The organism is Shimia litoralis, assembly GCF_005518135.1.
GTDB classification, from domain to species: Bacteria; Pseudomonadota; Alphaproteobacteria; order Rhodobacterales; family Rhodobacteraceae; genus Shimia_E; species Shimia_E litoralis.
The window spans coordinates 82,011-102,542 of sequence record NZ_SULI01000009.1; the positions used below are offsets into that span (position 1 = coordinate 82,011).

Genomic DNA, 20,532 nt, shown 5'->3' on the forward strand with positions numbered 1-20,532 from the left:
GCCCCAAAATCATTGACTGATTTTCGTGAACGCGCACAGCGTGCTTGACCCGGCTGAAATTCATGACAAAGCTGTGCTCATGGACATGAATATTGACTTTGTGCGGGCTCAGTTTCCCGCGTTTGAGCAACCTGCGCTGCAAGGGCAGGCCTTTTTCGAAAATGCAGGCGGATCGTATACGTGCAAACCTGTCATTGACCGGCTGACGCGGTTCTATAAGGAGCGCAAGGTTCAGCCCTATGCCCCTTATGAAGCCTCCCACCTTGGCGGGGCTGAAATGGACGAGGCCCGCCAGAGGTTGGCCGCGATTATGGGGGTCGACACCGACGAGCTGAGCTTTGGGCCTTCGACCACGCAAAATACCTATGTGCTTGCGCAGGCGTTTCGGCAGTGGCTTAAACCTGGTGATGCGATCATCGTGACCAATCAGGATCACGAAGCCAACACCGGACCATGGCGTCGGTTGGCCGAAAGCGGCATTTCGGTCCGTGAATGGAAAATTGACCCTGAAACCGGGCTGTTGAACCCGAGTGATCTATCGGACTTGCTTGATGATGACGTGCGTTTGGTGTGCTTTCCGCATTGCTCAAACGTTGTTGGTGAAATCAACCCCGTGGTCGAAATCACCGCATTGGCACATGCTGCGGGGGCATTTGTCTGTGTCGACGGCGTCAGCTATGCCCCGCACGGGTTGCCGGATGTTGGTGCGCTTGGGGCCGACATCTATCTGTTTTCAAGTTATAAAACCTATGGCCCACACCAAGGTTGCATGGTGATCCGGCGCGCATTGGGAATGCTGTTGCCCAATCAAGGTCACTATTTCAATGCGGACAGCCTGTATAAACGCTTTACTCCTGCGGGTCCCGATCATGCCCAAGTTGCGGCCTGTGCCGGGATGGTCGATTACATTGAAGCCCTCGCCAGCCATCACGGAATTACAGGTACAACCCCTGCTGCCACGGGCGAAGCGGTACATGACCTGATGCGCGCGCATGAAATCAAATTATTACAGCCCGTCTTGGATTACGTCAGCAGCCGCAATTCTGTGCGACTTTTGGGCACAACAACCGCAGAGACCCGCGCCCCAACCGTGGCATTGGCCTGTGAAAAGTCAGGAGAAGCGTTGGCAGCTGACCTCGCACCGCTTGGCATCATGGCGGGCGGTGGCGATTTTTACGCTGTGCGGGCGCTGGAAGGGCAAAATATCGATCCACGCAAAGGAGTCTTGCGATTGAGCTTTGTGCATTACACGTCGCAAGAGGAAATTCACAAACTTCTTAACGCACTTGATGCGGTTCTATAGCGGCTGAGTATCACACATCTTGCGTGGACAATCAGAAGGTTGGCCGCGCAATCTACGCGCACAGTCGCCCCCTATGGTCACTCAAGGGGCTGTTTTTACGGTATTTTTATTGATTTCAACTAAGACTTGCTGAAACAAGAACTTCTAGTTTAGCATTTTGTCAGATCGCACGCTGAGGAGACGTGGATGATCCTGACATCGACAAAAGCGCAAGAGGGGTTGCCTCGGTACTTCGCGGCCGTGTTCGAACTGGCCTCTAAAATCAATCGGGGGCAGTTGGATTTTGAATTACCCGACGGTCGGGTGTTTCGTGCACAGGGCGCACACACGGGGCCGATTGCCCATCTGAAAATTCACCATCCAGATACGTTTTCACGTTTGATGCGCGAGGGGGAACTGGGATTCAGTGAATCCTATATGGACGGCGACTGGAGCACGCCTGACTTGCAAGCCTTCATGGATCTCTTGCGTGCGGACAATGATGTGCTGTTTGACGGTTTCCCCGGTGCGGGGTTGGTGCGGTATTACGAGCGCATGCGGCATTGGATGAATCGAAATACAGTCGGGCAGGCCAAGAAGAATATTTCTTACCATTATGATTTGGGAAATGCGTTTTACGCTCTTTGGCTTGATGACACGATGACTTATTCCTCGGCGTTGTTCGCGCCGGACCAGCATGACCTTAAGATCGCGCAATTGGCAAAGTACCAATCCATAATTGAGCATCTTGGCGTGAAACGCGGAGATCATATTCTTGAGATCGGCTGTGGGTGGGGAGGGTTTGCACACTACGCCGCAGGCACTTGCGGGGTAAATGTGACCGGCTTGACCATATCACAAGAACAGTTGAGCTTTGCAAGGCAACGCATTGATAGAAATGGGTTATCTGATTTTGTGAACTTCAAGTTACAAGACTATCGTGACGAAGAAACCCAATATGACGGCATCGTCAGTATCGAAATGTTCGAAGCCGTCGGCGAGAAATACTGGCCGGTATATTTTGACACAGTTCACAGGTGCCTCAAGCCCACTGCAAAGGCTACGTTACAGATTATCACGGTTCACGAAGACAGGTTTGCACAATACAGGAAAGGTGTTGATTTTATACAGAAATTCATCTTTCCTGGGGGCATGCTTCCCAGTCCAAGTGCGTTGAAAACCCAAATCCAGAACGCTGGCCTTCAGGTCGAGCATATCCATGATTTTGGTGAAAGCTACAGCAAAACCTTGCGCGATTGGTACAAGCGATTCAATGCGCGGTGGCCCGACGTCAAAGCGCTTGGATTTGACGAGAGATTTCAACGCATGTGGAACTTTTATTTGACCTCTTGCGCTGCCGCATTTCACAGCGGAAACTGTGACGTATCACAAATCACGATTTCAAGGTCTCACTGATGCCCACAGCCAACCGTCTTGTCGCCGCGATATGTCTGGCCATTATCGGTGCTATTGTGGCCGAATTGGTGAAGCCGCTGATGCCCGAGGGGGCATATTTCGGGCCATTTACTTATGTTTCGGCTGCGATCGGGCTTGGTGTGGGCTGGGTCAATCTGGGCCCAAGGGCAGGGGGCGGAACCGCCGTTGCAATCAATAACGGCCTGACCTCTGTGATTGTTCTGGTTGTTGTTGGATTGCTTGGATTTGGGTCACGCGAGATGCTGCGCCAAGCTTTGCGACATCGATATACCGAACCGATGGAGGCCCTGCGCGGTGTGCTTGAAATTGCGATGGGCTATGGATCGTACTTGTTGGACATAAAGATCATTGCAGTGCTGATCATTGGCGGGATAGTGTCCGGCCTAGCAACTGAGACGGCCTTTCGGCGCTGGAGATAACACTATGAAATCGCTATTTTTCTACGGCACATTGCGGCATGTGCCCTTGCTCTCTATCGTTTTGGGCCGTGCACCCGAGGACCTGTTGGTCGCCGAGGCCACACTTGACGGGCATCAGGTCTTGGCCGTTGTGGATCATCCGTTTCCAACGCTGGTTTCTGGCGCGGGCACTGCAAAAGGGGTGTTGGTGCGCGGATTGTCAGACGATGACATCGCACGACTGAATTACTATGAGGCCGGATTTGAATATGCGTTGCGCGATATTCAGGTCGACGTAGATGGCCAGAGTGCGGCGGCACAAGTGTATTTTCCGGCGCCGGATTTATGGCGGGCAGGGGACGCATGGTCGCTGGAGCATTGGGTTGAGCTTTGGGGCGAGATGAGCTGCTTTGCTGCGCAAGAAGTCATGGAATATTTCGGCCACCTTGATGCGCAACAGGTCGTGCGAATGTTTCCAATGATCCGGGCACGGGCGCAGGCCAAGGTGAATGGTCTGCATCATAATCGCGCCCACAGCCCGTCAGGGTTGGATGCGTCTGCGGTTCAGGTCTTGGGCAAACAGCGCCCGTATGTGAATTTTTTCGCCATCGATGAATATGATTTGACGTTCCAACGATATGATGGCGGTCGCAGCGACATGGTGCGTCGCGCGGTGTTTCTGGCGACGGATGCGGTGATTGTGTTGCCCTATGATCCGGTGCGTGATCGCGTGTTGCTTGTCGAGCAATTCAGACCGGGGCCATTTGCCCGAAATGATCAAAAGCCGTGGCAGCTTGAACCGATTGCCGGGCGGGTCGACGCGGGGGAAACCCCCGAACACACCGCACGGCGTGAGGCGATGGAAGAAGCAGGGCTTGAGTTGCGGGACCTGCATGATGTGGCGCATTGCTATGCCTCGCCGGGGTGCTCCACAGAATATTATGACATCTATGTGGGGCTGGCCGATCTGCCGGATGGCACGGCAGGCGTCGCGGGGTTGGCATCTGAAGCAGAAGACATTCAGTCTTACCTCTTTAGTTTCGATGATCTGATGGCGATGATTGACGACATGTCCGCCGTGAACGCACCTTTGGTTTTGGCGGGCCTATGGTTGGCAAGACATCGCGACAGGTTGCGCGCCGACGCTTGAGTTCCGCCCGCCACGGCCTTACACATTAAGATAAGATATTTAGAAGGAACGCATCTATGCGAATTGCATCTGATCTGGCCCAAGCGGTCGGTAACACACCCTTGATCCGACTGCGTAAGGCGAGCGAAGAAACGGGATGCGAGATTTACGGCAAAGCCGAATTTATGAACCCGGGCCAATCTGTCAAAGATCGCGCCGCCCTGTTTATTATTCGGGATGCAATCGCACGCGGTGATCTAAAGCCAGGTGGAACGATCGTCGAAGGTACTGCAGGCAACACCGGCATTGGTCTTGCGCTGGTTGGGGCTTCTCTTGGGTTCAAAACGGTTATAGTGATGCCGGAAACCCAGAGCCAAGAAAAGAAAGATATGCTGCGGCTCGCAGGTGCGGAATTGGTTCTGGTTCCTGCTGCCCCTTATAAGAATCCAAACAATTACGTGCGATATTCGGGTCGTCTGGCCGAAAAGCTTGCCAAAACCGAACCAAATGGTGCAATTTGGGCCAACCAGTTTGACAATATCGCCAACCGTCAGGCGCATATTGAAACCACAGGTCCAGAGATTTGGGAACAAACCGGTGGCAAGGTTGACGGCTTTGTCTGTGCGGTTGGGTCTGGTGGAACGCTTGCCGGGGTAGGCGAGGCGTTGCAGTCCAAGAATGTCAAAGTCGCGCTGGCCGATCCAATGGGATCTGGCATGTTCACAATTTACCGCGACGGGGCCGCCAAAGCCGAAGGCGGGTCCATCACCGAGGGCATCGGGCAGGGTCGTATTACCGCCAACCTTGAAGGGTTTACACCAGATATGTTGTATCAGGTGCCCGACGAAAAAGCGCTGCCGGTTGTCTTTGATTTGCTCAGCGAAGAAGGCCTGTGCCTTGGGGGATCGTCGGGGGTCAACGTGGCGGGTGCGATGAAAATGGCTCGTGAAATGGGGCCCGGCCATACGATTGTGACGGTGCTTTGCGACTATGGAACGCGGTATCAATCTAAACTGTTCAATCCAGATTTCCTGAAAGAAAAAGGCCTGCCGACGCCAAGCTGGTTGTCGCAAGGACCGTCGAGCATCCCCGGAGTATTTGAGGACTCGTAATGATTCACCTTTCTGCTGCGCTGCGCATCGTTTTCGTTGTGGTGTTGATGGCCTTGCCTGGATTTGGCGGGGTCGCAGCACAAGAAACGCTTGATTACGACAAATGGCGGCTACAGGCGGATCGTGCCGAAGAGGCCATCGAATTTGGCCGCGCGTCTGATATGGCCATGGAGGCGCTGCGCTCGCATCTTGTGCAGTGGCGCGGCACCTTTGACCAAGCACGGACCAAACAACAAATTTCCACAGATACGCTTGAGGCACAGCTTAAGGCACTGGGCCCCGTACCCGAAGACGGGGAACCCGAAGATGCTGCGCAACTGCGCGTCGAGCTCACCGAGCGTCTGGCCAAATCTCGGGCCCCGACACGGAGAGCCGAATTAGCCTTTGCAGAAGCCGAAGAGCTGATTCATGCCGTGGACGGCGTGTTGCGCGCGCGTCAAACCGACGCCTTGATGCAAAAGGGTCCGTCACCACTGAATCCACTACATTGGACAGGGGCATTTCAGGAATTTTCGAACACGTTTATGCACGTCGTAAACGAGGTGAAAACATCATGGGCGTACCAAGCCAGACGGTATGAAATCGTCGAGAACTTGCCAAAGATGGTGTTCTATTTGGTGTTGGCCGCAGTTTTGCTATGGCGCGGGCGGTTCTGGACCGAGCGATTGATGCGACAGGTCCAGCAGACAGAAATGTCTGCAGGGCGTTGGCTGGTGGCATTTGCAGTGTCACTTGGCTATATATTACTGCCGTTGGCGGGGGTCTATGCGCTGATCGAAGCCATCTATGCGACGGATTTGGCGGGCTTACGTGGGGATCGGTTGCTCTCGAAAGTGCCAGAGGCGGCATTGATCTTTCTCCTGACCGTGTGGCTTGGGCAGCGGATGTTTCCCAAGGTCGTACAGTCCAATCATTTCTTGCGCTTGTCCGAAGCACGCCGTGCAGAGGGGCGTTTTGATACGTTCTTAATCGGCTTGGTTCTGGCGACCAACGAAATTTTCAAAATTCTCGGGCGCTTTGACATTTGGTCGGTTGAAGCGCGCGGCATCATCTTTTTTCCGTTGATCGTCCTTGCGGGCCTGTTGATGTTGCGAATTGCATCCTTGCTTGGTGCGTATCTGACGCAAGAACGTGAAGAAGAGCGCCCCGATCGCAGCTATGGTTATCAAGTCATTCAGACCATTACCCGCTTTTATCAAATATGCGCGGTGGTGGGCATTGCTTTGGCAATCACAGGGTTCACGCGCGCTTCCGAAGCCATAATTTTCCCTGCCATTTTGTCGGTACAGTGGATTGCTTTTGTCTTTATGCTGACGCGGTTTCTGTCGCATATCGCGGCACTTTTACAGGGCCGCAAAGACAGCAGTGAATCGTTGATCCCCGTGCTGATTGCCCTTGTTCTTGCAACCATCAGTTTGCCGATATTGGCGTTGATCTGGGGCGCACGCGTCGCAGACATCACCGAAATCTGGACCAAACTGGCAAGGGGATTGTCGATCGGACAGACCACAATCTCCCCACAAGATTTTGTCATATTTCTGGCCGTGTTCGGATTGGGATACGGGATTACGCGGCTTTTGCAAAAAACCATGCGTGTGACCATTCTTCCCAAAACACGTCTGGATATTGGCGGGCAGAATGCGGTTGTGTCTGGGATCGGATATGTCGGGATCTTCCTTGCCGCGATGATTGCAATCAACAACGCCGGGATCGACTTGGGCTCCATTGCGCTTGTGGCAGGGGCCTTGTCAGTGGGCATCGGGTTTGGGCTTCAGACCATCGTGTCTAACTTTGTCAGTGGCATCATTCTATTGGTGGAACGCCCTGTCTCCGAAGGGGACTGGATCGAGGTTGCGGGTCAAATGGGATATGTGCGCGACATTTCAGTGCGCGCCACACGGATCGAAACCTTTGATCGCACGGATGTTATTGTACCCAACGCGGATTTGGTCACGGGGCAGGTGACCAACTATACCCGTGGCAACACAGTAGGGCGTGTGATTGTCCCTGTCGGAGTGGCCTATGGCACTGATCCGCGGCGTATCGAAAAACTTCTGTTAGAAGTCGCCAACGCTCACCCTATGGTTTTGGCAACTCCGGCGCCTTACGTGGTATTCCAAGGCTTCGGTGCCAGCTCATTGGATTTCGAGATCAGAGCCATCCTGCGTGATGTCAATTGGGTGCTCTCTGTACGGTCTGATATGAACTTTGAAATCGCGAGACGGTTCGCAGAAGAAGATATCGAAATTCCGTTTGCACAAACCGATATTTGGCTCCGTAATCCTGAAACTCTTGCTCGTGGTCGTGCCGAGACTAAGCCCTCCAACGAGCCAAAACACAAAGTCAGGGTTGTCCCCGAGATTTTGTCACAGGAGACTGACCCGATGGCCATGTCGGTCGCTGATATGGATGGGGGCGACAGCGATGCAGGCGGCGATGGCGGGGACGGCGGCGACAGATGACGTATCTCAAGTTTCGCGATGATGCATATATTCGGGAAGACACCGCGACGGTGATTGCCCATACGCCCGAGGGCGGCATTGTTTTGGACAAAACCATCTTCTATCCCACAGGCGGGGGGCAACCCGGCGATAGCGGATATCTGACGTGGTCTGGCGAAACACTCAAGATTGCCACCACCGTGAAGTCCGACGGGGATGCCATTGCGCTTGTGCCAGCAGAGCCTGCTGGTCTGCCACCCATCGGGTTTGTCGTGATGCAGCATCTGGATTGGGATCGCCGACACCGACATATGCGCGTTCACACCGTGTTACACTTGCTTTCGGTTGTTATTCCCTTGCCCGTAAGCGGGGGTGCCATCAGCCTGGAGAAAGGCCGGCTTGATTTTGATATGCCTGATGCGCCCTCTGACAAGGCGGCACTTGATGCACAATTGAACGCGTTGATCGAGCAAGATCTTGTTGTTGGAGAAGACTGGATCAGCGCGCAGGACCTTGCCGCAAATCCCAGCTTGGTCAAGACCATGTCAGTCATGCCTCCTATGGGCAAAGGGGACGTTCGATTGGTGTACATTGGTACGGGCGCCGCACAAATTGACCTGCAACCATGTGGGGGGACCCATGTGGCCCGTACTGGTGAAATCGGGCGCGTGCGCGTCGGAAAGATCGAGAAAAAGGGTCGTCAAAACCGACGAGTTTATGTGCATTTGGACGATTAAGCACCTGCGATAGCCCCTTACCATTTTGGGATTTGATATCGGGTATCTAGATGTGAAAAATTGTAGAATGGGTGCACGCAAAACCCCCTGAAATTCTGGACATCTTTGACCACTTCAAAGGTCTTAATCGACCGCCTGAAAGAAAAATGCCTCCTCGTGAAGATTTCGTGCCAAGACCTCTTGCAAGTGGCCACGAACCAAGGGTAGGAAGGCGCCTAACGGAGCGGTGGCCGAGTGGTCGAAGGCGCACGCCTGGAAAGTGTGTAGGCGGGAGACCGTCTCCAGGGTTCGAATCCCTGTCGCTCCGCCACCAACCATTCGCAAACCCGAGACGAGGCCCCAGCGTGGGCCTTTTTTCTTTTTGTTTCAAAGGGGTTTAGCGAAGCTATCCGACTTTCGGAGACTGGCCTCTGGCCCGAAATCGGTCTCCGAACGCCCCGCGTCTCTTTCCACCCGCCCTTCACCCAAATCGAGACGCATTCAAAAATGATTTTCTTTTCAGTTGCTTGCCGAAAATAGGTTGCGCCGCAGTTGAAGCGGGCTCGACCGCTATCAATGCGAACAGAGACACCCGAAGGCGGCGTGGTTGTGCGCGTTGGTGCGAAGTCTTGATGGGAACAGGACCCGATCGCCATGCCAAGCGCGATTGGCGGATTGACGCCTGAGTATCGAGGAGCCGACATTCGCTGCGGCCTGAACGAACGACTGGGGTGCGGACGAAGGCGACATTGGATTTCGCAGCTTCGCTGCTGCAGCATTCCTTCGCGCTTGCAGTGGAACTTTTGCCGCGATGCAGCGCACATCATCGAAGCAACCATTGCAATCAGTGATCAGGCGCTAATTACAAACCACCCTTTCGCTGTGCGTCTGTCTGAGGCGCCTTATGTGGACCAATGTCCTTCACCGTTAATCTTTACGAAAACCTCATCAAGATTCCATCTACAGGCGAGCGGCACCGTATCCGGTTGATCCTCTTTCGGCGGATTTCAGACGCGAACAATGGGCCAAATTTTTTTAACCAGAAACGGATCGTTTCATGGCTGACATCGATACCCCGCTCGTGAAGAAGATCTTCGACATTCCTCAGCGACAGCGGATACGCAAAAGATATCAGATGGTCTGTCAAAGTAGCGTTTTTCGGGGCGCGATGGCGATCGGTTGATTGCGCGTGAAATCGGATTGAGGCCGCTTTTGATTTTAGGATTGGATGTTTGATTGATCCAGATTGTCCTCTTCACCGTAACCAAATTACAAAGGAGATTAGCAATGACTGGAAACAACACAATTAAGCAAAACTGGGATGCGGTGATGGACGAAAGACAAAGCCCTCTCAAAAACCTTTCCTTGCCCACCGCGCACATGGTGATGCAACTGCTTGCATGGATGTGGAGTGCGATCTTCTCTCTCTCTCTTGGCAGTTATTTGGTTTTTGGCGTAACTGCCGTGTTTCATGTCTTGGTCATTGCCGGCATTTTTATAACTTTGATGGTCTTTCAGAAAGCCGATGAAAAATCGACGACATGACCAAAACCCCTCAAATTACTGACCAATAGCTCTGAGATGTTTTGCCCGAGGCAAAAATACCCGGGTTCTCATATCTAACTTTAAAGCACGATACGCTTTAGGCTTTTTTGGTCAGTTTTCAACAAATCGCCGTAAGCATATCACACGAAACGACATAAAGGATCGACACCGGCAAGCATGGCAAAGTTGCCGGTGACCATCAGGCGCTGAATGTGGTGTGCATACCAAACACGCCAACCTGTTGCTTCAAGGTCTTTGGCAAAATGGCGGATGGCAGAGAAGACAAATGCGATTTTCTTTTTGTGATGCGGGGCATATGTGGCCTCGTCTCGCACCTCTGCAATCAGAACAATGTCTGTTTGTGGATCTGCGTGCCTCAGCGAAGCCAGATCAGTGGAAAGTTGATCCCCAAGTATCAAGATGATGCGCGGTGGCTTGGTGCTCGAAAACGCGGTCACCACGGGACCCTCTTTCCCTTCCAATCATAGAACTGACCACTGTCTTCAGGCGTAAGGCTATCGAGGACACTCAGCATATGGCTTGCAGCTTTTTGCGACGGAGCCGCCTGATGTTGCGGATAGTTTTTCGTGAACTCCGTTGCGACTGTACCGGGGTGCAAAGCCACGCAGATCAAATGCTTATGTGTCCGCTTGAATTCAATCGAAGACGTCTTGATCACCTGATTGAGGGCCGCTTTGGAGGCGCGGTACGAGTACCAGCCCCCCAAATGGTTATCACCAATAGACCCAACACGAGCAGAGAGCGCCGCAAAGACGCAGCGCTTATTTTTCGGCAGCAAACGTTTGACATGTTTCAACACCAATGCGGGGCCTATCGCATTTACCGCGAATAGATTTGCCATCTCGTCTGAGGATAACGACAGCAGCGATTTTTCTGGTCCTCGAGTGCCCGAAAGGATGCCAGTGGCAACGAAAATCAAATCGAATACGGTCTCTAGGTTTTCCAATTGTTCCGAAACGCTGTGTTCGTCGGTTATGTCCAGAGAATCCTGCACCCGAGAAAGACGCGTGACTTGATCGCCTCTGGCCTCCAGCTCTAATGCCAACGCCTGCCCAATGCCCCCTGAAGCACCAATGACCAATGCATGTTTTTGCATGACCGATCCCTGCCTAGTTAAGATATACGATTGATGCGTTCAGGGTCGAAGCAAAACCAACCCAAGCAGCGTACGGAAAAAATAACACAGCGGATTGTCGGTCAATGTGCCACGCTGCTCGTATGAAAGCCGCAACGCTCAGCAGAAGACAAAGAACCACAAACAGCGCCATTGCAGGTTTTTGGGCAACAAAAAATACCGGCGACCACAGAAAGTTCAAAGCCATCTGCAAAATCCAAAGTGGCACCAACAATCCAGTACTGTCAAAAAGCCAAACGCGCCAACCTACGTAGGCAATAAACAGATACAAGACGCTCCAAACTGGCCCGAATATCCAGTTTGGGGGATTGAAAAACGGTTTGTTCAATGATGCGTACCAATCACCCGGAATAGTAAGCGTCCCGATTGAAATACCGGCACCCATCACAATAACTAAAAAAATCATAAAGGAAGGTATATTTTTCATAATCACCAATCTCATTTCAAACGTGCGAAATTTCCGCGGGTTAACACGGATCTGATTTTCCAAAGGTCCCTTGAAACCGTTTAAAACCGCGAACGACACACGGGCGAGCGCGAAGAAACAAGCGGTAGAGCATTTCCAGCATGGGGACGGCGCCGGGTATGCTTTCTACTTTTGCCATCCACCGCCAGGAAGGTAGGACTCGCCAGATTTCGACAAAGCTCTGAGCACCTGAGACTTGACGCCCATCATCAAAACGCACATGCAACCTTGCCATCGCATCCGACCGGTTGATGAACTCGTCGCCAGAGAAAGACGCGGATGACACGTCGACAAGGACAAGAGCGTTGTCAGTGTCAGCACGTTCGTAAACACCAAGCTCCGATGTGCAAAGTGGACAAGACCCATCGTAAAAGATGGTGAGCTTTTTTGCAGCGTCGCTCAATTCAAAAGACTTTCTATATCGCGTTTTAAACGCGATGATTGAGGTTTGACCTTTGAGCTATAAGTGGCCACCAGCTCACCGTCTGGCCCGATTAAAACTTTGTTAAAGTTCCACGCTGGCTCGAATCCAGCGTCCGCCTTCAGAGATGCAAAGAACGGATGTGCCTGAGGGCCTATAACCGCCGAAATGCCTGTCATCGGCATGTCGATATCGTACCGCAATTCGCAAAAGTCCTTGACCTCTGCATTGCTGGCCAACTCTTGTCGGAAGTCGTTTGATGGAACGGCCAGAACGACTAGGCCGCTATCGCGGTAAAGATCGTACAAGTCCTGCAAGCCACCGTACTGTTTGGTGTAGGAACATCTTGAGGCTGTATTGACGACAAGTATCGGCTGCCCTCTCCAGTCTGACAATCTCAACGTACCGCCATCAATGGAGTCGAAAGGTGCCTCTAGCTCCAGCGCCTTCACCTGAAAGCCAATCAATATCAACATCAGTATCAACAGTGGTCTGAACATTTTGCAGCTCCTTTATTAAGATTACGATGTCAGGCCATTTTTGGATCACCCTTTTGCTGATGTGAGACGAAATAGAAGATCAGCCCACATTGATGAGTGGACAGCACAAATACCTTCTTCTGTCAGAGTTCTTGAAACACCAGAGCGCAGTGCACACTTTCGTTCAATAACGCAGGAACTGAAATTGATCGGACAAGCTTACGATGAAAAAATTGTTGTCAACGTTAGGCTTTTGCATCTCGGTTGGTTGGTTCGCAACAGCTTCTGTTGGAGAGCAAACAATGTTGGACACGTTCGACAACAATCCTCAAAGCCGTTGGGAGTTTTTAGCAGACACTGTCATGGGCGGTGTCTCAAACGGCAAAGTAAGCTACTCACAGGAAAATGGGTCCGCATATGCAAGATTAACCGGAACCGTGAGTACCCAGAACCGGGGCGGCTTCATACAATTCCGTTCGGAACTCGAAGAAAAACTGCCTGACAACGCCAAGGGGATACGTCTAGTCGCACGGGGCAACAACCAAATGTACTTTGTGCATTTGCGTACCAGCGGGACACTCTTACCTTGGCAGTACTACCAAGGAAGTTTCGATGCGACGCAAGACTGGACAGAGGTGCGCATACCCTTTTCGGCCTTCAAAGCCTCTGGTCGGATGCTGAGATCTGAACCGCGCCCAACTCAGGTAAACTCGATCGCAGTTGTAGCTTTTGGAAGAGACCACCAAGCTTTGGTCGATGTACAGGAAATTGGCTTCTATTGATCAAATCGGTGCTGCCAGGCCAATTCGAACCCGTCTTTGCCCTGCCAGAGAAGCTGCCTTTTATGCCGCGCAAAGCTCGCGCCACTCGGCCAGAGCAGCGGGTTTGTCCGCAACTCGCGCATAGACGCTCGAAAACTTGCTGCGGTCGCGACAAATGTCCGCTTTGTTTGCTGCGGCGCGGGGGGTGTATCAAGTTACTTGGCATTGCTGCATCTGCGAGCGTCAGCACTGATCACTTCCGGTATTGGGCTTGAAGAGCCATTAGCTGCAGATTGCACGAACGTCCGCTCCATCTAAAAACAGGCCTGGGTCATGCTTCTTTGAGGGCGAGGCATCAGCGATCAATCGAACACGCGCTCAAACTGTTCCCCCCAAGCCTCCCCGGCGAGAAAGCACAGATCGTACAGGCTGACCGATGACGCCTCGCGCCCGCAGGTCAGGCGCTTCAGCACCTCCGGCGCGAGGTATGCCAGCCGTAACTGGCGGCTGACATGCCGTTCGGCCAAACCGACGGCTTCGGCCAATTCTTGGATCGTGCTGAATTCACCGGCGTCCATTCGCCGCCGCCACCCCCACGCGCGGCCAATGGCGCGCAGGATGTGCGGGTCCTGTGTCTGGTCCTCGCTCGGCAGATAGTCGGCGGGTGGCAGAATTTTGGGTCGACCGTTCTTCTTGCGAACCTTCAACGGGATCAAGACGCGGATTGTGTCATCGGCATGCGTCATTCGGCGGCCTCAAGTTTACGTGGTGCGACCATCTCGCGGGTGACGCCGGCGATGCCTTCTTTCCGGATGTCCACCTCAAGCCCTGCTGCCGTGACGGTGACGCGCCGAACAAGAAGCTGGATGATCCGTGCTTGCTCGGCTGGGAACAGCTGCGACCAAAGGGTCTTGAACTCATGCAAAGCCGCGATGGTGTCGGCCTCTGAAGCTGCACCCTTTTCTTTTTTCGGAGCTGCCATCACCAGCGACACTACCTCCGGCGTCTGCAGAATGCGCCGAACCTCGGCCACTACAGCGTCCTCAACCATACCAGCCGCAAGCCGTGTTGGGGCAGTCTCCTCGCCGGTTTCGCGATTCCGGATCACATCCATGGAAACGTAGTATCGATAGAGCTTCGCCCCCTTCTTGGTGCTGGTGGGCGTCATGGCCGCACCAGTGTCGCTGAAGATCAACCCCTTCAGAAGAGCGGGGGTCCGCGACCGGCTGTTGTTGGCACGCTTGCGGGGGCTTTCCTGCAGGATGGAGTGCGCCCGATCCCAGAGGTCGTCGTCGATGATGGTGTCGTGCTCGCCGGGATAAGCCGTGCCCTTGTGGACTGCCTCTCCTCGGTAGACCCGGTTCTTGAGCAACCGATAAAGATAGCCCTTATCGATCAGGGTGCCCTGTTTGTTGCGGAAGCCGTCGCGGCGAAGTTCGCGTGCCAAAACCGTGGCGGAGCCGAGTTCGACAAAACGACCGAAGATGCGCCGGACCGATGCGGCCTCGGCTTCGTTCACGACCAACTTGCGATCCTGCACATCATAGCCGAGGGGCACGTAGCCCCCCATCCAGATACCGCGTTTGCGCGATGCGGCCACCTTGTCGCGGATGCGTTCACCGATCACCTCGCGTTCAAACTGGGCAAAACTGAGCAGGATGTTCAGAGTCAGCCGTCCCATCGACGTTGTCGTGTTGAATGACTGCGTGACCGACACGAAGGTCACGCCGTTGCCGTCGAAGATGTCGACCAGCTTGGAGAAATCCATCAGCGATCGCGATAGACGGTCGATCTTGTACACCACAACTACATCGACCAACCCATCCTCGATGTCCGTCAGAAGCTGCTTGAGACCGGGTCGTTCAAGGTTACCACCTGAGAACCCGCCATCGTCATAGCGGTCGCGGGTGGCGACCCAGCCCTCAGACCTTTGACTGGCGATATAGGACTCGCAGGCATCTCGCTGGGCGTCGAGGGTGTTGAACTCCATCTCGAGCCCTTCTTCGGTCGACTTGCGGGTGTAGATGGCGCACCTCAACTTGCGAGGGATTGGGTTTGTCATGTCCGTCCCCTGTGGTTTTGCAGCCCAAAGAACGTCCAGCCATTCCACCGTGTGCCAGTGATCGTGCGGGCCACGGCCGAAAGTGATTTGAACTTCTGGCCTTGCCAATCAAAACCGTCTTTCAGGACAGTGACTGTGTGCTCAACCCCGCCCCATTCGCGGATCAGCTTGGTGCCCATGACAGGCGTGCGTGGATCGGCGATCTGGTGTTTCCGACGCGTGACACCTTCGACCTCGTCAGCCAAAAGATTTAGCATTCGCCGCGTAGTCTGATCTGGGCCGCCATAGGTAAGCTCCTGGATGCGATAGGCGATCCGAAATGTCAGAAAGTTACGGCTGTTGTTTGGTGCTGCGGTATTGAACAGCGTTTCCCATTCGGCTTTCAACTCCTTGACGGACATAGCCCTCAACGCCGTTAGGCGGGTCAGAACGGTTTGGTCAATCCTTGGATCTAGATCCGGCTTTGCAGGTGTTATCCTATTGTGATGCTTCATCAATTCCTCCTAGCAGCAAACGTTTTGCACGACGACCACCGCTCGTTTGGGGCGAGAAGTCCACGAAACTGTCTCCGGTGTTGGCAGATAAAGAACTGGACTGTGCGGTGTTCAGGCGATGGACGCCTGCGGCTAGGATGCGACCGAGTTCTTCGAAGCGTGCACGGGCTGACATCTTGTCTGCGCACAAGGGATTGGGCCCCGAAACCGGGGTTGAGACATCATTAAGCATTGGAGCGCCTTTCGGGTTGTTGCCCTATCTGGGCTGCAAGCGGCGCTGGTATTCAAGTTAAAACAATGGGTTGCGGGGGTGGTGCGGGATGCTGCGTGTAGGATCGGGTTTGCGTCGCATGGCCGTTCAGTGCCGTGTTGCGGATCCCACCATCGCATCCGTTTCGAGTTTCAGGGCAGCTTTCCAAAGCGGCGTCTTTGTGAACAGGCTGCGCTCAGTGCTCTGGAAACCCTTGGCCCGATCCACATGCAACAATCCAGCCCAACAGAGCGGCCGTAGTATGTTGATGTACAAGCTGCCCAGAATGTCGTCATAGCGCGGGCCCGGGCCTTGATCGGGGTCGCCGTAGAGCGTGCGGCGCAGATCCGCACCGGTGATGCCGTCTTCGGCTTCCACGTTCAGAATATTCATGAACATGTCCCAATTGCCAAGTAGGGGCTCGTCACTGAAGCGTGTGTATCCTGTGTGGTTGAGCTCAAAGAGGTAGAACGGCGTGATAATCCCAAACAGACGCCCGGGTTGGTCGATCAATTCTGACCCTGCTTTAGTCAGTTTGAAATCTCCCTTGTAGTGCCGGCCCATCTTCAGGGTGGTCAGCAGAAAGTGAATATCCCCAACCGGCATAAAGTCATGTTCGTTCAGAACCTTGTTGACGGCGAAGAGATCCGCCTCGGTATGCCCGGGCCAGTCAAACTCGGCTGCGGCCCAGTGCACGAAATTACGTTTGAAAGCTTTTGACGGGGTTAGCCCGATGGAGCCATGTTCCTGGACGTAGGCGAAGGTCTTCTGAACCCCGCGCAAAAGTGGCGAGAAGTTCAAAGCTGGCTCATCGTCAGCGACAGTGCGAAACTCGATCATCCTAAATCTCCCGCGCAAACCAGCGAATCCGTCCAATGATATTAATCTCATCAGCGGTGCGTTCATACTCAGGGTAATGCTTGTTGTCGGAGATGACACGCACTGCCGGCGGGTCGCTGTTCGGCACGTGTTGTAGGCGCTTGGCGACGAGCCCCATGCCGTCATCGAGCACAAAGATGCCGGGAGGATTGGGAGAGCGCCTTGTCATGTCGACCAGAACCGTGTCGCCATCGAATAATGTCGGCTCCATGCTGTCGCCTTCGACGGTCATTATTCGCAACTGGGATGGCGAGGCTTTCAGCCCCTGTTTGATCCAGGACCTCCGGAAGTGGTAGGCGCGGCCTGGGGCTTCGTGCTCATCTAAGACCACAGCGCCTCCGCCCATGGACGGTCGGACGCCAGCATGTGCGATGGCGACGAAGCTGTCGTCAGGGTTTTCGATGAAAGGGGACGCGCCTTCCACGCTTCCAATCCCATGAATGAGCCAGTCCAGCTCAACCTTCAGCACCCGGGAGACTTCCGTGAGACGGTCCAGCCCTGGGCGCGTCGAGCGCCCGCGCAGTATGTCATAGACAAAGGACCGGTTCACACCGGCCATTTCAGCAACATGCGCGGGGCTGAGCCCTAGCTGGTTCGCGCGAGCCTGCAGGCGATCCGCAAGCGTGTGGTGTTCGGTCATGTTATCCCCAGAAGGATGTGGATTAGATAGGATAAGATTGGATTGATCCGACTTCGTCAAGGGGGTAGAACAAATTTAGAACATTTGGCGAGGGGAATCGGAGGAAAGATGGAAATTGAAAAAGCATATTTTGCACTCTCCGAGATCCTTGAGCGCTGGTCGATTGCAGAAGATGACCTGATCTATCTTGCGGAAAACGACGAGGTGCGCCTCTCCATACGTGTGTTTGGACTGCCGCTGGAGTTTGGTGATTTCGAAGAGGACGTGGACGGGCGACCATTCCGCATCCCGACAGATCGCTTGTCGTTCAGCGGTGTTGTGGACCTGCATGCGCGTGATGTCTTTCAGCTGTTTCGGTGTGGAGAGGCGCACATAGGAGAGTTCCGGTCTGTTCAGTCCGACTATGCGTCACTCTGGGGCTCTGTCGATGCCGTCTATGTTGTGATCGGTGACCTTTTGATGCGGCGTGATGAGCGCGATCGCTATGAAATCATGAAGGGATTCTCTACAGGTGGCCGCCTGGAGGAGCCGACATTCATCGTATCGCGCGACTATTCTGAGGTGCGCTGCAATGGCCACCGGTTTCAGCTTGGTCCCATTCAGGCCGCCGTCGTTCGTTCCCTACATCGAGCGGCTCAAGCTGGGCAGCCTTGGCAGAATGGCAAGAACATTCTGTCAGAAGCGCGCTCGCGAAGCCTGCGGATGTCGGATGTCTTCAAGTCGAAGGATAACTGGCGTGAGTTGATTCGCTCTGATCGTCGAGGCAACTACAGGCTCAACATCGAATGATTCGATCTTCGGCCCCTCATGGTGGGGGATCGGAAGGGGATATGCTGGGGGATAGAGGGGGATGGTCATCCCCCTCTTTGCATTTTGGGCGTTGAATTTAAGGGATCCATCATCCCCTTTCGTATCCCCCATCGATCCTGACGACATCCCACAGATCAATTTTGCATCTTGGCTCCAAGAACTGAACTGGAGACCACGATGCACGATAAGATTTGCTTCACGCAAAAGGAGCTCGCCCGACGTTGGACGCTGTCTCATCGCACACTTGAGCGGTGGCGGTGGGAGGGCAAGGGACCTGCCTTCATGAAAATCGGGGGGCGCGTCGTCTATCGGCTGGAAGACATCCTCAATCATGAGAAAGAGCAACTGCAGCTGAGTAACTGCATCCGCACCCCGAGGGTGTCGTGATGTCTGTGGCTGCCTCTGAAATCACGCTGATGGCGTGGGTTGATGTGGCCGAGCCCGGCGCGCGCCTCGTTTATCACCGCGGCTTTCTGGTGGTCGACACGACGCCCAATGTCTCGACACTCGGCAAACCTGCGCTTGAGGATCTGCGGGCCACGGCAAACGCAGCATACCGGCTTTCTGAGCTCGGACGCCTCCACCTTGTCCAGGAACGCCTCGGTCCGGACCGGTTCGCCTATCTCGCCATCGCCCGCCCGCACAAGGGCACCGTTTCCACCGCTTCAGTGAAGCAGCTGGCGGAAGCTGCCTGACCCATCCCTCGAAAAGGAGCCCCTATGACTTATCCCGAAAACACCCCGAGCGTGGACGACATGCTCAACATGCCCACTGGCGAGCTGGCGCAGATGCCCGTGGACCTGCTGGCCGCCCTTCAAGGCGAGCTTGATCACGCGAGCAAACAACTGAAAGCCGCGACTGCCCGGTTCAACACCGCCCTTGAGGCGCGCTACGCCACCCGCGCTGCCGAGGCGCGGCGCGCCTGCGGTAAGGATACCGGCACGGTCCGCCTCGCCGATGGCGACTACACCGTGGTCGCCGATTTGCCCAAGCGCATCGACTGGAACCAGGAAAAGCTGGCGCAGATTGCCCGGAACATTGCCGACAGCGGCGAGGATCCAGCTGAGTTCATTGACACCAAACTTACCGTCTCAGAACGCAAGTACGGGGCGTTGCCTGGCGCCTGGCGTGACGGTTTCGAGCCTGCGCGCACCGTGAAGGTGGGAGCACTGAAGATCTCTCTCATAAAAGGAAACGCAGCATGAGCCTTCGCATTCTCTCCGCCGATGAGCGTCTGGCCGAGGCGCAGGGCAAAACGACTCTGGCCATCTTCGGTCCCAGCGGTGGTGGCAAAACAACCCTGCTGACCACCATGCCTGAAGAAAAGACCGTCTGCCTGGATTTCGAAGCAGGGCTCAAATCCGTCCAGAATTGGCGCGGGGACAGCCTGCCGATCCGTCGCTTCGCCGACGCCGTCGATATCGCCTGCATGATTGGAGGTGCCAACCCCGCCGCGCAGCCCGATGAGCATTTTTCCGAGGCGCATTACGCGCATCTGCGCGCGCAGCACCCCGAACTTGCAGCGCGCCTGGATGCCAAAAGCATCGTCTTTGTCGACAGCATCACAGATCTGACCCGTCAGGCGATGGCCTGGGCCAAGACCCGGCCAGAGGCGCTGTCGGAACGCACCGGCAAGCCGGACACGCGGGGGGCTTATGGGCTGCTGGCCCGAGAAGTCATCGGGCTCCTGAAGCATCTGCAGCATGCACCCGGTAAAACGGTGATTTTCGTCGGCATCCTCGAGCGGCTGACCGATGAGATGAACCGTACCATCTGGCAGCCGCAGATGGAGGGCGGCAAGGCCGCGCGCGAGCTGCCGGGCATCGTCGATCAGGTGATGACGCTGAGCCTGTTCAGCCGGGAAGAGGCGCCCGACGGAGGCGTTACATGGCGCCATGATCCGGACAAGGGCCAGGAGCGCCGCCTTGTCTGCCGTTCCGGCAATCCCTGGGGCCTGCCCGCCAAGGACCGCTCTGGACGCCTCGACATGACCGAGCCGCCTGACCTGGGCGCGCTTCTCTCCAAAATCAATCAACCCCTGAAAGGATAATCCG

General features: G+C 54.6%; 23 protein-coding genes, 1 tRNA gene and 2 pseudogenes. 15 read left to right on the forward strand and 11 right to left on the reverse strand.

Translation table 11 applies throughout. The features are described from left to right. Positions 1-79: 79 nt before the first annotated feature. The 8 genes from FAP39_RS09570 (at position 80) to FAP39_RS09605 (ending at position 8,846) form a co-directional block, all read left to right on the forward strand. Positions 80-1,303 (forward strand): aminotransferase class V-fold PLP-dependent enzyme, encoded by a 1,224-nt coding sequence (locus FAP39_RS09570; protein WP_138016227.1) that lies wholly within the window; start codon positions 80-82, stop codon positions 1,301-1,303. A 186-nt stretch (positions 1,304-1,489) separates the two neighbouring features. Next, entirely contained in the window at positions 1,490-2,698 is a 1,209-nt protein-coding gene (locus FAP39_RS09575; RefSeq protein WP_138016171.1) for an SAM-dependent methyltransferase, read from the forward strand. Further along, on the forward strand, positions 2,698-3,138 hold the full coding sequence (locus FAP39_RS09580; RefSeq protein ID WP_138016172.1) for a TrgA family protein: 441 nt from the start codon (positions 2,698-2,700) through the stop codon (positions 3,136-3,138). Before FAP39_RS09575 ends, FAP39_RS09580 begins: the two co-directional genes overlap by 1 nt. A 4-nt stretch (positions 3,139-3,142) precedes the next feature. Continuing rightward, the gene (locus tag FAP39_RS09585; RefSeq protein ID WP_138016173.1) at positions 3,143-4,267 is read left to right on the forward strand and encodes an NUDIX domain-containing protein; all 1,125 of its coding nucleotides are present in this window, start codon (positions 3,143-3,145) and stop codon (positions 4,265-4,267) included. Positions 4,268-4,323: 56 nt separating this feature from the next. Beyond that, on the forward strand, positions 4,324-5,358 hold the full coding sequence (locus FAP39_RS09590) for a cysteine synthase A (protein ID WP_138016174.1): 1,035 nt from the start codon (positions 4,324-4,326) through the stop codon (positions 5,356-5,358). Further along, positions 5,358-7,820: a DUF3772 domain-containing protein gene (locus tag FAP39_RS09595; protein WP_138016175.1), complete on the forward strand. Its 2,463-nt coding sequence runs from the start codon at positions 5,358-5,360 to the stop codon at positions 7,818-7,820. Before FAP39_RS09590 ends, FAP39_RS09595 begins: the two co-directional genes overlap by 1 nt. After that, positions 7,817-8,536 (forward strand): alanyl-tRNA editing protein, encoded by a 720-nt coding sequence (locus FAP39_RS09600; protein ID WP_138016176.1) that lies wholly within the window; start codon positions 7,817-7,819, stop codon positions 8,534-8,536. Before FAP39_RS09595 ends, FAP39_RS09600 begins: the two co-directional genes overlap by 4 nt. A gap of 220 nt (positions 8,537-8,756) precedes the next feature. After that, positions 8,757-8,846 (forward strand) — tRNA-Ser (locus FAP39_RS09605). A gap of 580 nt (positions 8,847-9,426) precedes the next feature. Here FAP39_RS09605 and FAP39_RS17780 read toward each other — a convergent pair. Further along, a pseudogene (locus tag FAP39_RS17780) lies at positions 9,427-9,635 on the reverse strand (IS6 family transposase); the annotation flags it as partial. A 167-nt stretch (positions 9,636-9,802) separates the two neighbouring features. Between FAP39_RS17780 and FAP39_RS09615 the strand changes: the two are divergent. Next, the gene (locus tag FAP39_RS09615; RefSeq protein ID WP_138016177.1) at positions 9,803-10,060 is read left to right on the forward strand and encodes a hypothetical protein; all 258 of its coding nucleotides are present in this window, start codon (positions 9,803-9,805) and stop codon (positions 10,058-10,060) included. Positions 10,061-10,218: 158 nt separating this feature from the next. On the opposite strand, the pseudogene FAP39_RS09620 reads toward FAP39_RS09615, so the two are convergent. The 5 genes and pseudogenes from FAP39_RS09620 to FAP39_RS09640 all read right to left on the reverse strand — a co-directional run. Continuing rightward, positions 10,219-10,521 (reverse strand): annotated as a pseudogene (locus FAP39_RS09620) (cryptochrome/photolyase family protein); the annotation flags it as partial. Then, positions 10,515-11,177, reverse strand: coding sequence for an SDR family NAD(P)-dependent oxidoreductase (locus FAP39_RS09625; RefSeq protein ID WP_138016179.1), 663 nt, complete (start codon positions 11,175-11,177; stop codon positions 10,515-10,517). The gene FAP39_RS09625 and the pseudogene FAP39_RS09620, both read right to left, overlap by 7 nt. A 13-nt stretch (positions 11,178-11,190) precedes the next feature. Then, positions 11,191-11,643, reverse strand: a complete 453-nt coding sequence (locus tag FAP39_RS09630) for a TspO/MBR family protein (protein WP_138016180.1) — start codon at positions 11,641-11,643, stop codon at positions 11,191-11,193. Positions 11,644-11,683: 40 nt separating this feature from the next. After that, positions 11,684-12,085, reverse strand: a complete 402-nt coding sequence (locus FAP39_RS09635) for a thiol-disulfide oxidoreductase DCC family protein (RefSeq protein ID WP_212743415.1) — start codon at positions 12,083-12,085, stop codon at positions 11,684-11,686. Beyond that, positions 12,082-12,603, reverse strand: a complete 522-nt coding sequence (locus tag FAP39_RS09640; protein ID WP_138016181.1) for a glutathione peroxidase — start codon at positions 12,601-12,603, stop codon at positions 12,082-12,084. The genes FAP39_RS09635 and FAP39_RS09640 overlap by 4 nt, the downstream gene beginning before the upstream one ends. A 203-nt stretch (positions 12,604-12,806) precedes the next feature. Between FAP39_RS09640 and FAP39_RS09645 the strand changes: the two genes are divergently transcribed. After that, positions 12,807-13,364: a CIA30 family protein gene (locus FAP39_RS09645; RefSeq protein WP_246059048.1), complete on the forward strand. Its 558-nt coding sequence runs from the start codon at positions 12,807-12,809 to the stop codon at positions 13,362-13,364. Positions 13,365-13,705: 341 nt separating this feature from the next. On the opposite strand, the gene FAP39_RS09650 is transcribed toward FAP39_RS09645, so the two are convergent. The 5 genes from FAP39_RS09650 to FAP39_RS09670 all read right to left on the reverse strand — a co-directional run bounded on the left by FAP39_RS09650 (position 13,706) and on the right by FAP39_RS09670 (position 17,668). Next, positions 13,706-14,089 carry a hypothetical protein gene (locus FAP39_RS09650; protein WP_138016182.1) on the reverse strand — a complete coding sequence of 128 codons (384 nt, stop codon included), beginning with the start codon at positions 14,087-14,089 and terminating at the stop codon, positions 13,706-13,708. After that, on the reverse strand, positions 14,086-15,405 hold the full coding sequence (locus FAP39_RS09655) for a recombinase family protein (RefSeq protein WP_138016183.1): 1,320 nt from the start codon (positions 15,403-15,405) through the stop codon (positions 14,086-14,088). The genes FAP39_RS09650 and FAP39_RS09655 overlap by 4 nt, the downstream gene beginning before the upstream one ends. Next, positions 15,402-15,899: a DUF2924 domain-containing protein gene (locus FAP39_RS09660; RefSeq protein WP_138016184.1), complete on the reverse strand. Its 498-nt coding sequence runs from the start codon at positions 15,897-15,899 to the stop codon at positions 15,402-15,404. The genes FAP39_RS09655 and FAP39_RS09660 overlap by 4 nt, the downstream gene beginning before the upstream one ends. A gap of 358 nt (positions 15,900-16,257) precedes the next feature. Then, on the reverse strand, positions 16,258-16,989 hold the full coding sequence (locus FAP39_RS09665; protein WP_138016185.1) for a hypothetical protein: 732 nt from the start codon (positions 16,987-16,989) through the stop codon (positions 16,258-16,260). A 1-nt stretch (position 16,990) separates the two neighbouring features. Continuing rightward, positions 16,991-17,668, reverse strand: coding sequence for an XRE family transcriptional regulator (locus FAP39_RS09670; protein WP_138016186.1), 678 nt, complete (start codon positions 17,666-17,668; stop codon positions 16,991-16,993). 108 nt (positions 17,669-17,776) lie between these two features. On the opposite strand from FAP39_RS09670, the gene FAP39_RS09675 reads away from it, so the two are divergent. The 5 genes from FAP39_RS09675 (at position 17,777) to FAP39_RS09695 (ending at position 20,528) form a co-directional block, all read left to right on the forward strand. Next, on the forward strand, positions 17,777-18,457 hold the full coding sequence (locus tag FAP39_RS09675; protein ID WP_138016187.1) for a hypothetical protein: 681 nt from the start codon (positions 17,777-17,779) through the stop codon (positions 18,455-18,457). A gap of 198 nt (positions 18,458-18,655) precedes the next feature. After that, a complete protein-coding gene (locus FAP39_RS09680) occupies positions 18,656-18,865 on the forward strand; it encodes a helix-turn-helix transcriptional regulator (protein ID WP_138016188.1) in 210 nt (69 codons plus the stop codon). Beyond that, positions 18,865-19,173, forward strand: coding sequence for a hypothetical protein (locus FAP39_RS09685; protein WP_138016189.1), 309 nt, complete (start codon positions 18,865-18,867; stop codon positions 19,171-19,173). Before FAP39_RS09680 ends, FAP39_RS09685 begins: the two co-directional genes overlap by 1 nt. A 24-nt stretch (positions 19,174-19,197) precedes the next feature. Then, positions 19,198-19,683 carry a hypothetical protein gene (locus FAP39_RS09690; RefSeq protein WP_138016190.1) on the forward strand — a complete coding sequence of 162 codons (486 nt, stop codon included), beginning with the start codon at positions 19,198-19,200 and terminating at the stop codon, positions 19,681-19,683. Continuing rightward, positions 19,680-20,528 carry an ATP-binding protein gene (locus FAP39_RS09695; protein WP_138016191.1) on the forward strand — a complete coding sequence of 283 codons (849 nt, stop codon included), beginning with the start codon at positions 19,680-19,682 and terminating at the stop codon, positions 20,526-20,528. Before FAP39_RS09690 ends, FAP39_RS09695 begins: the two co-directional genes overlap by 4 nt. Positions 20,529-20,532: the final 4 nt, after the last annotated feature.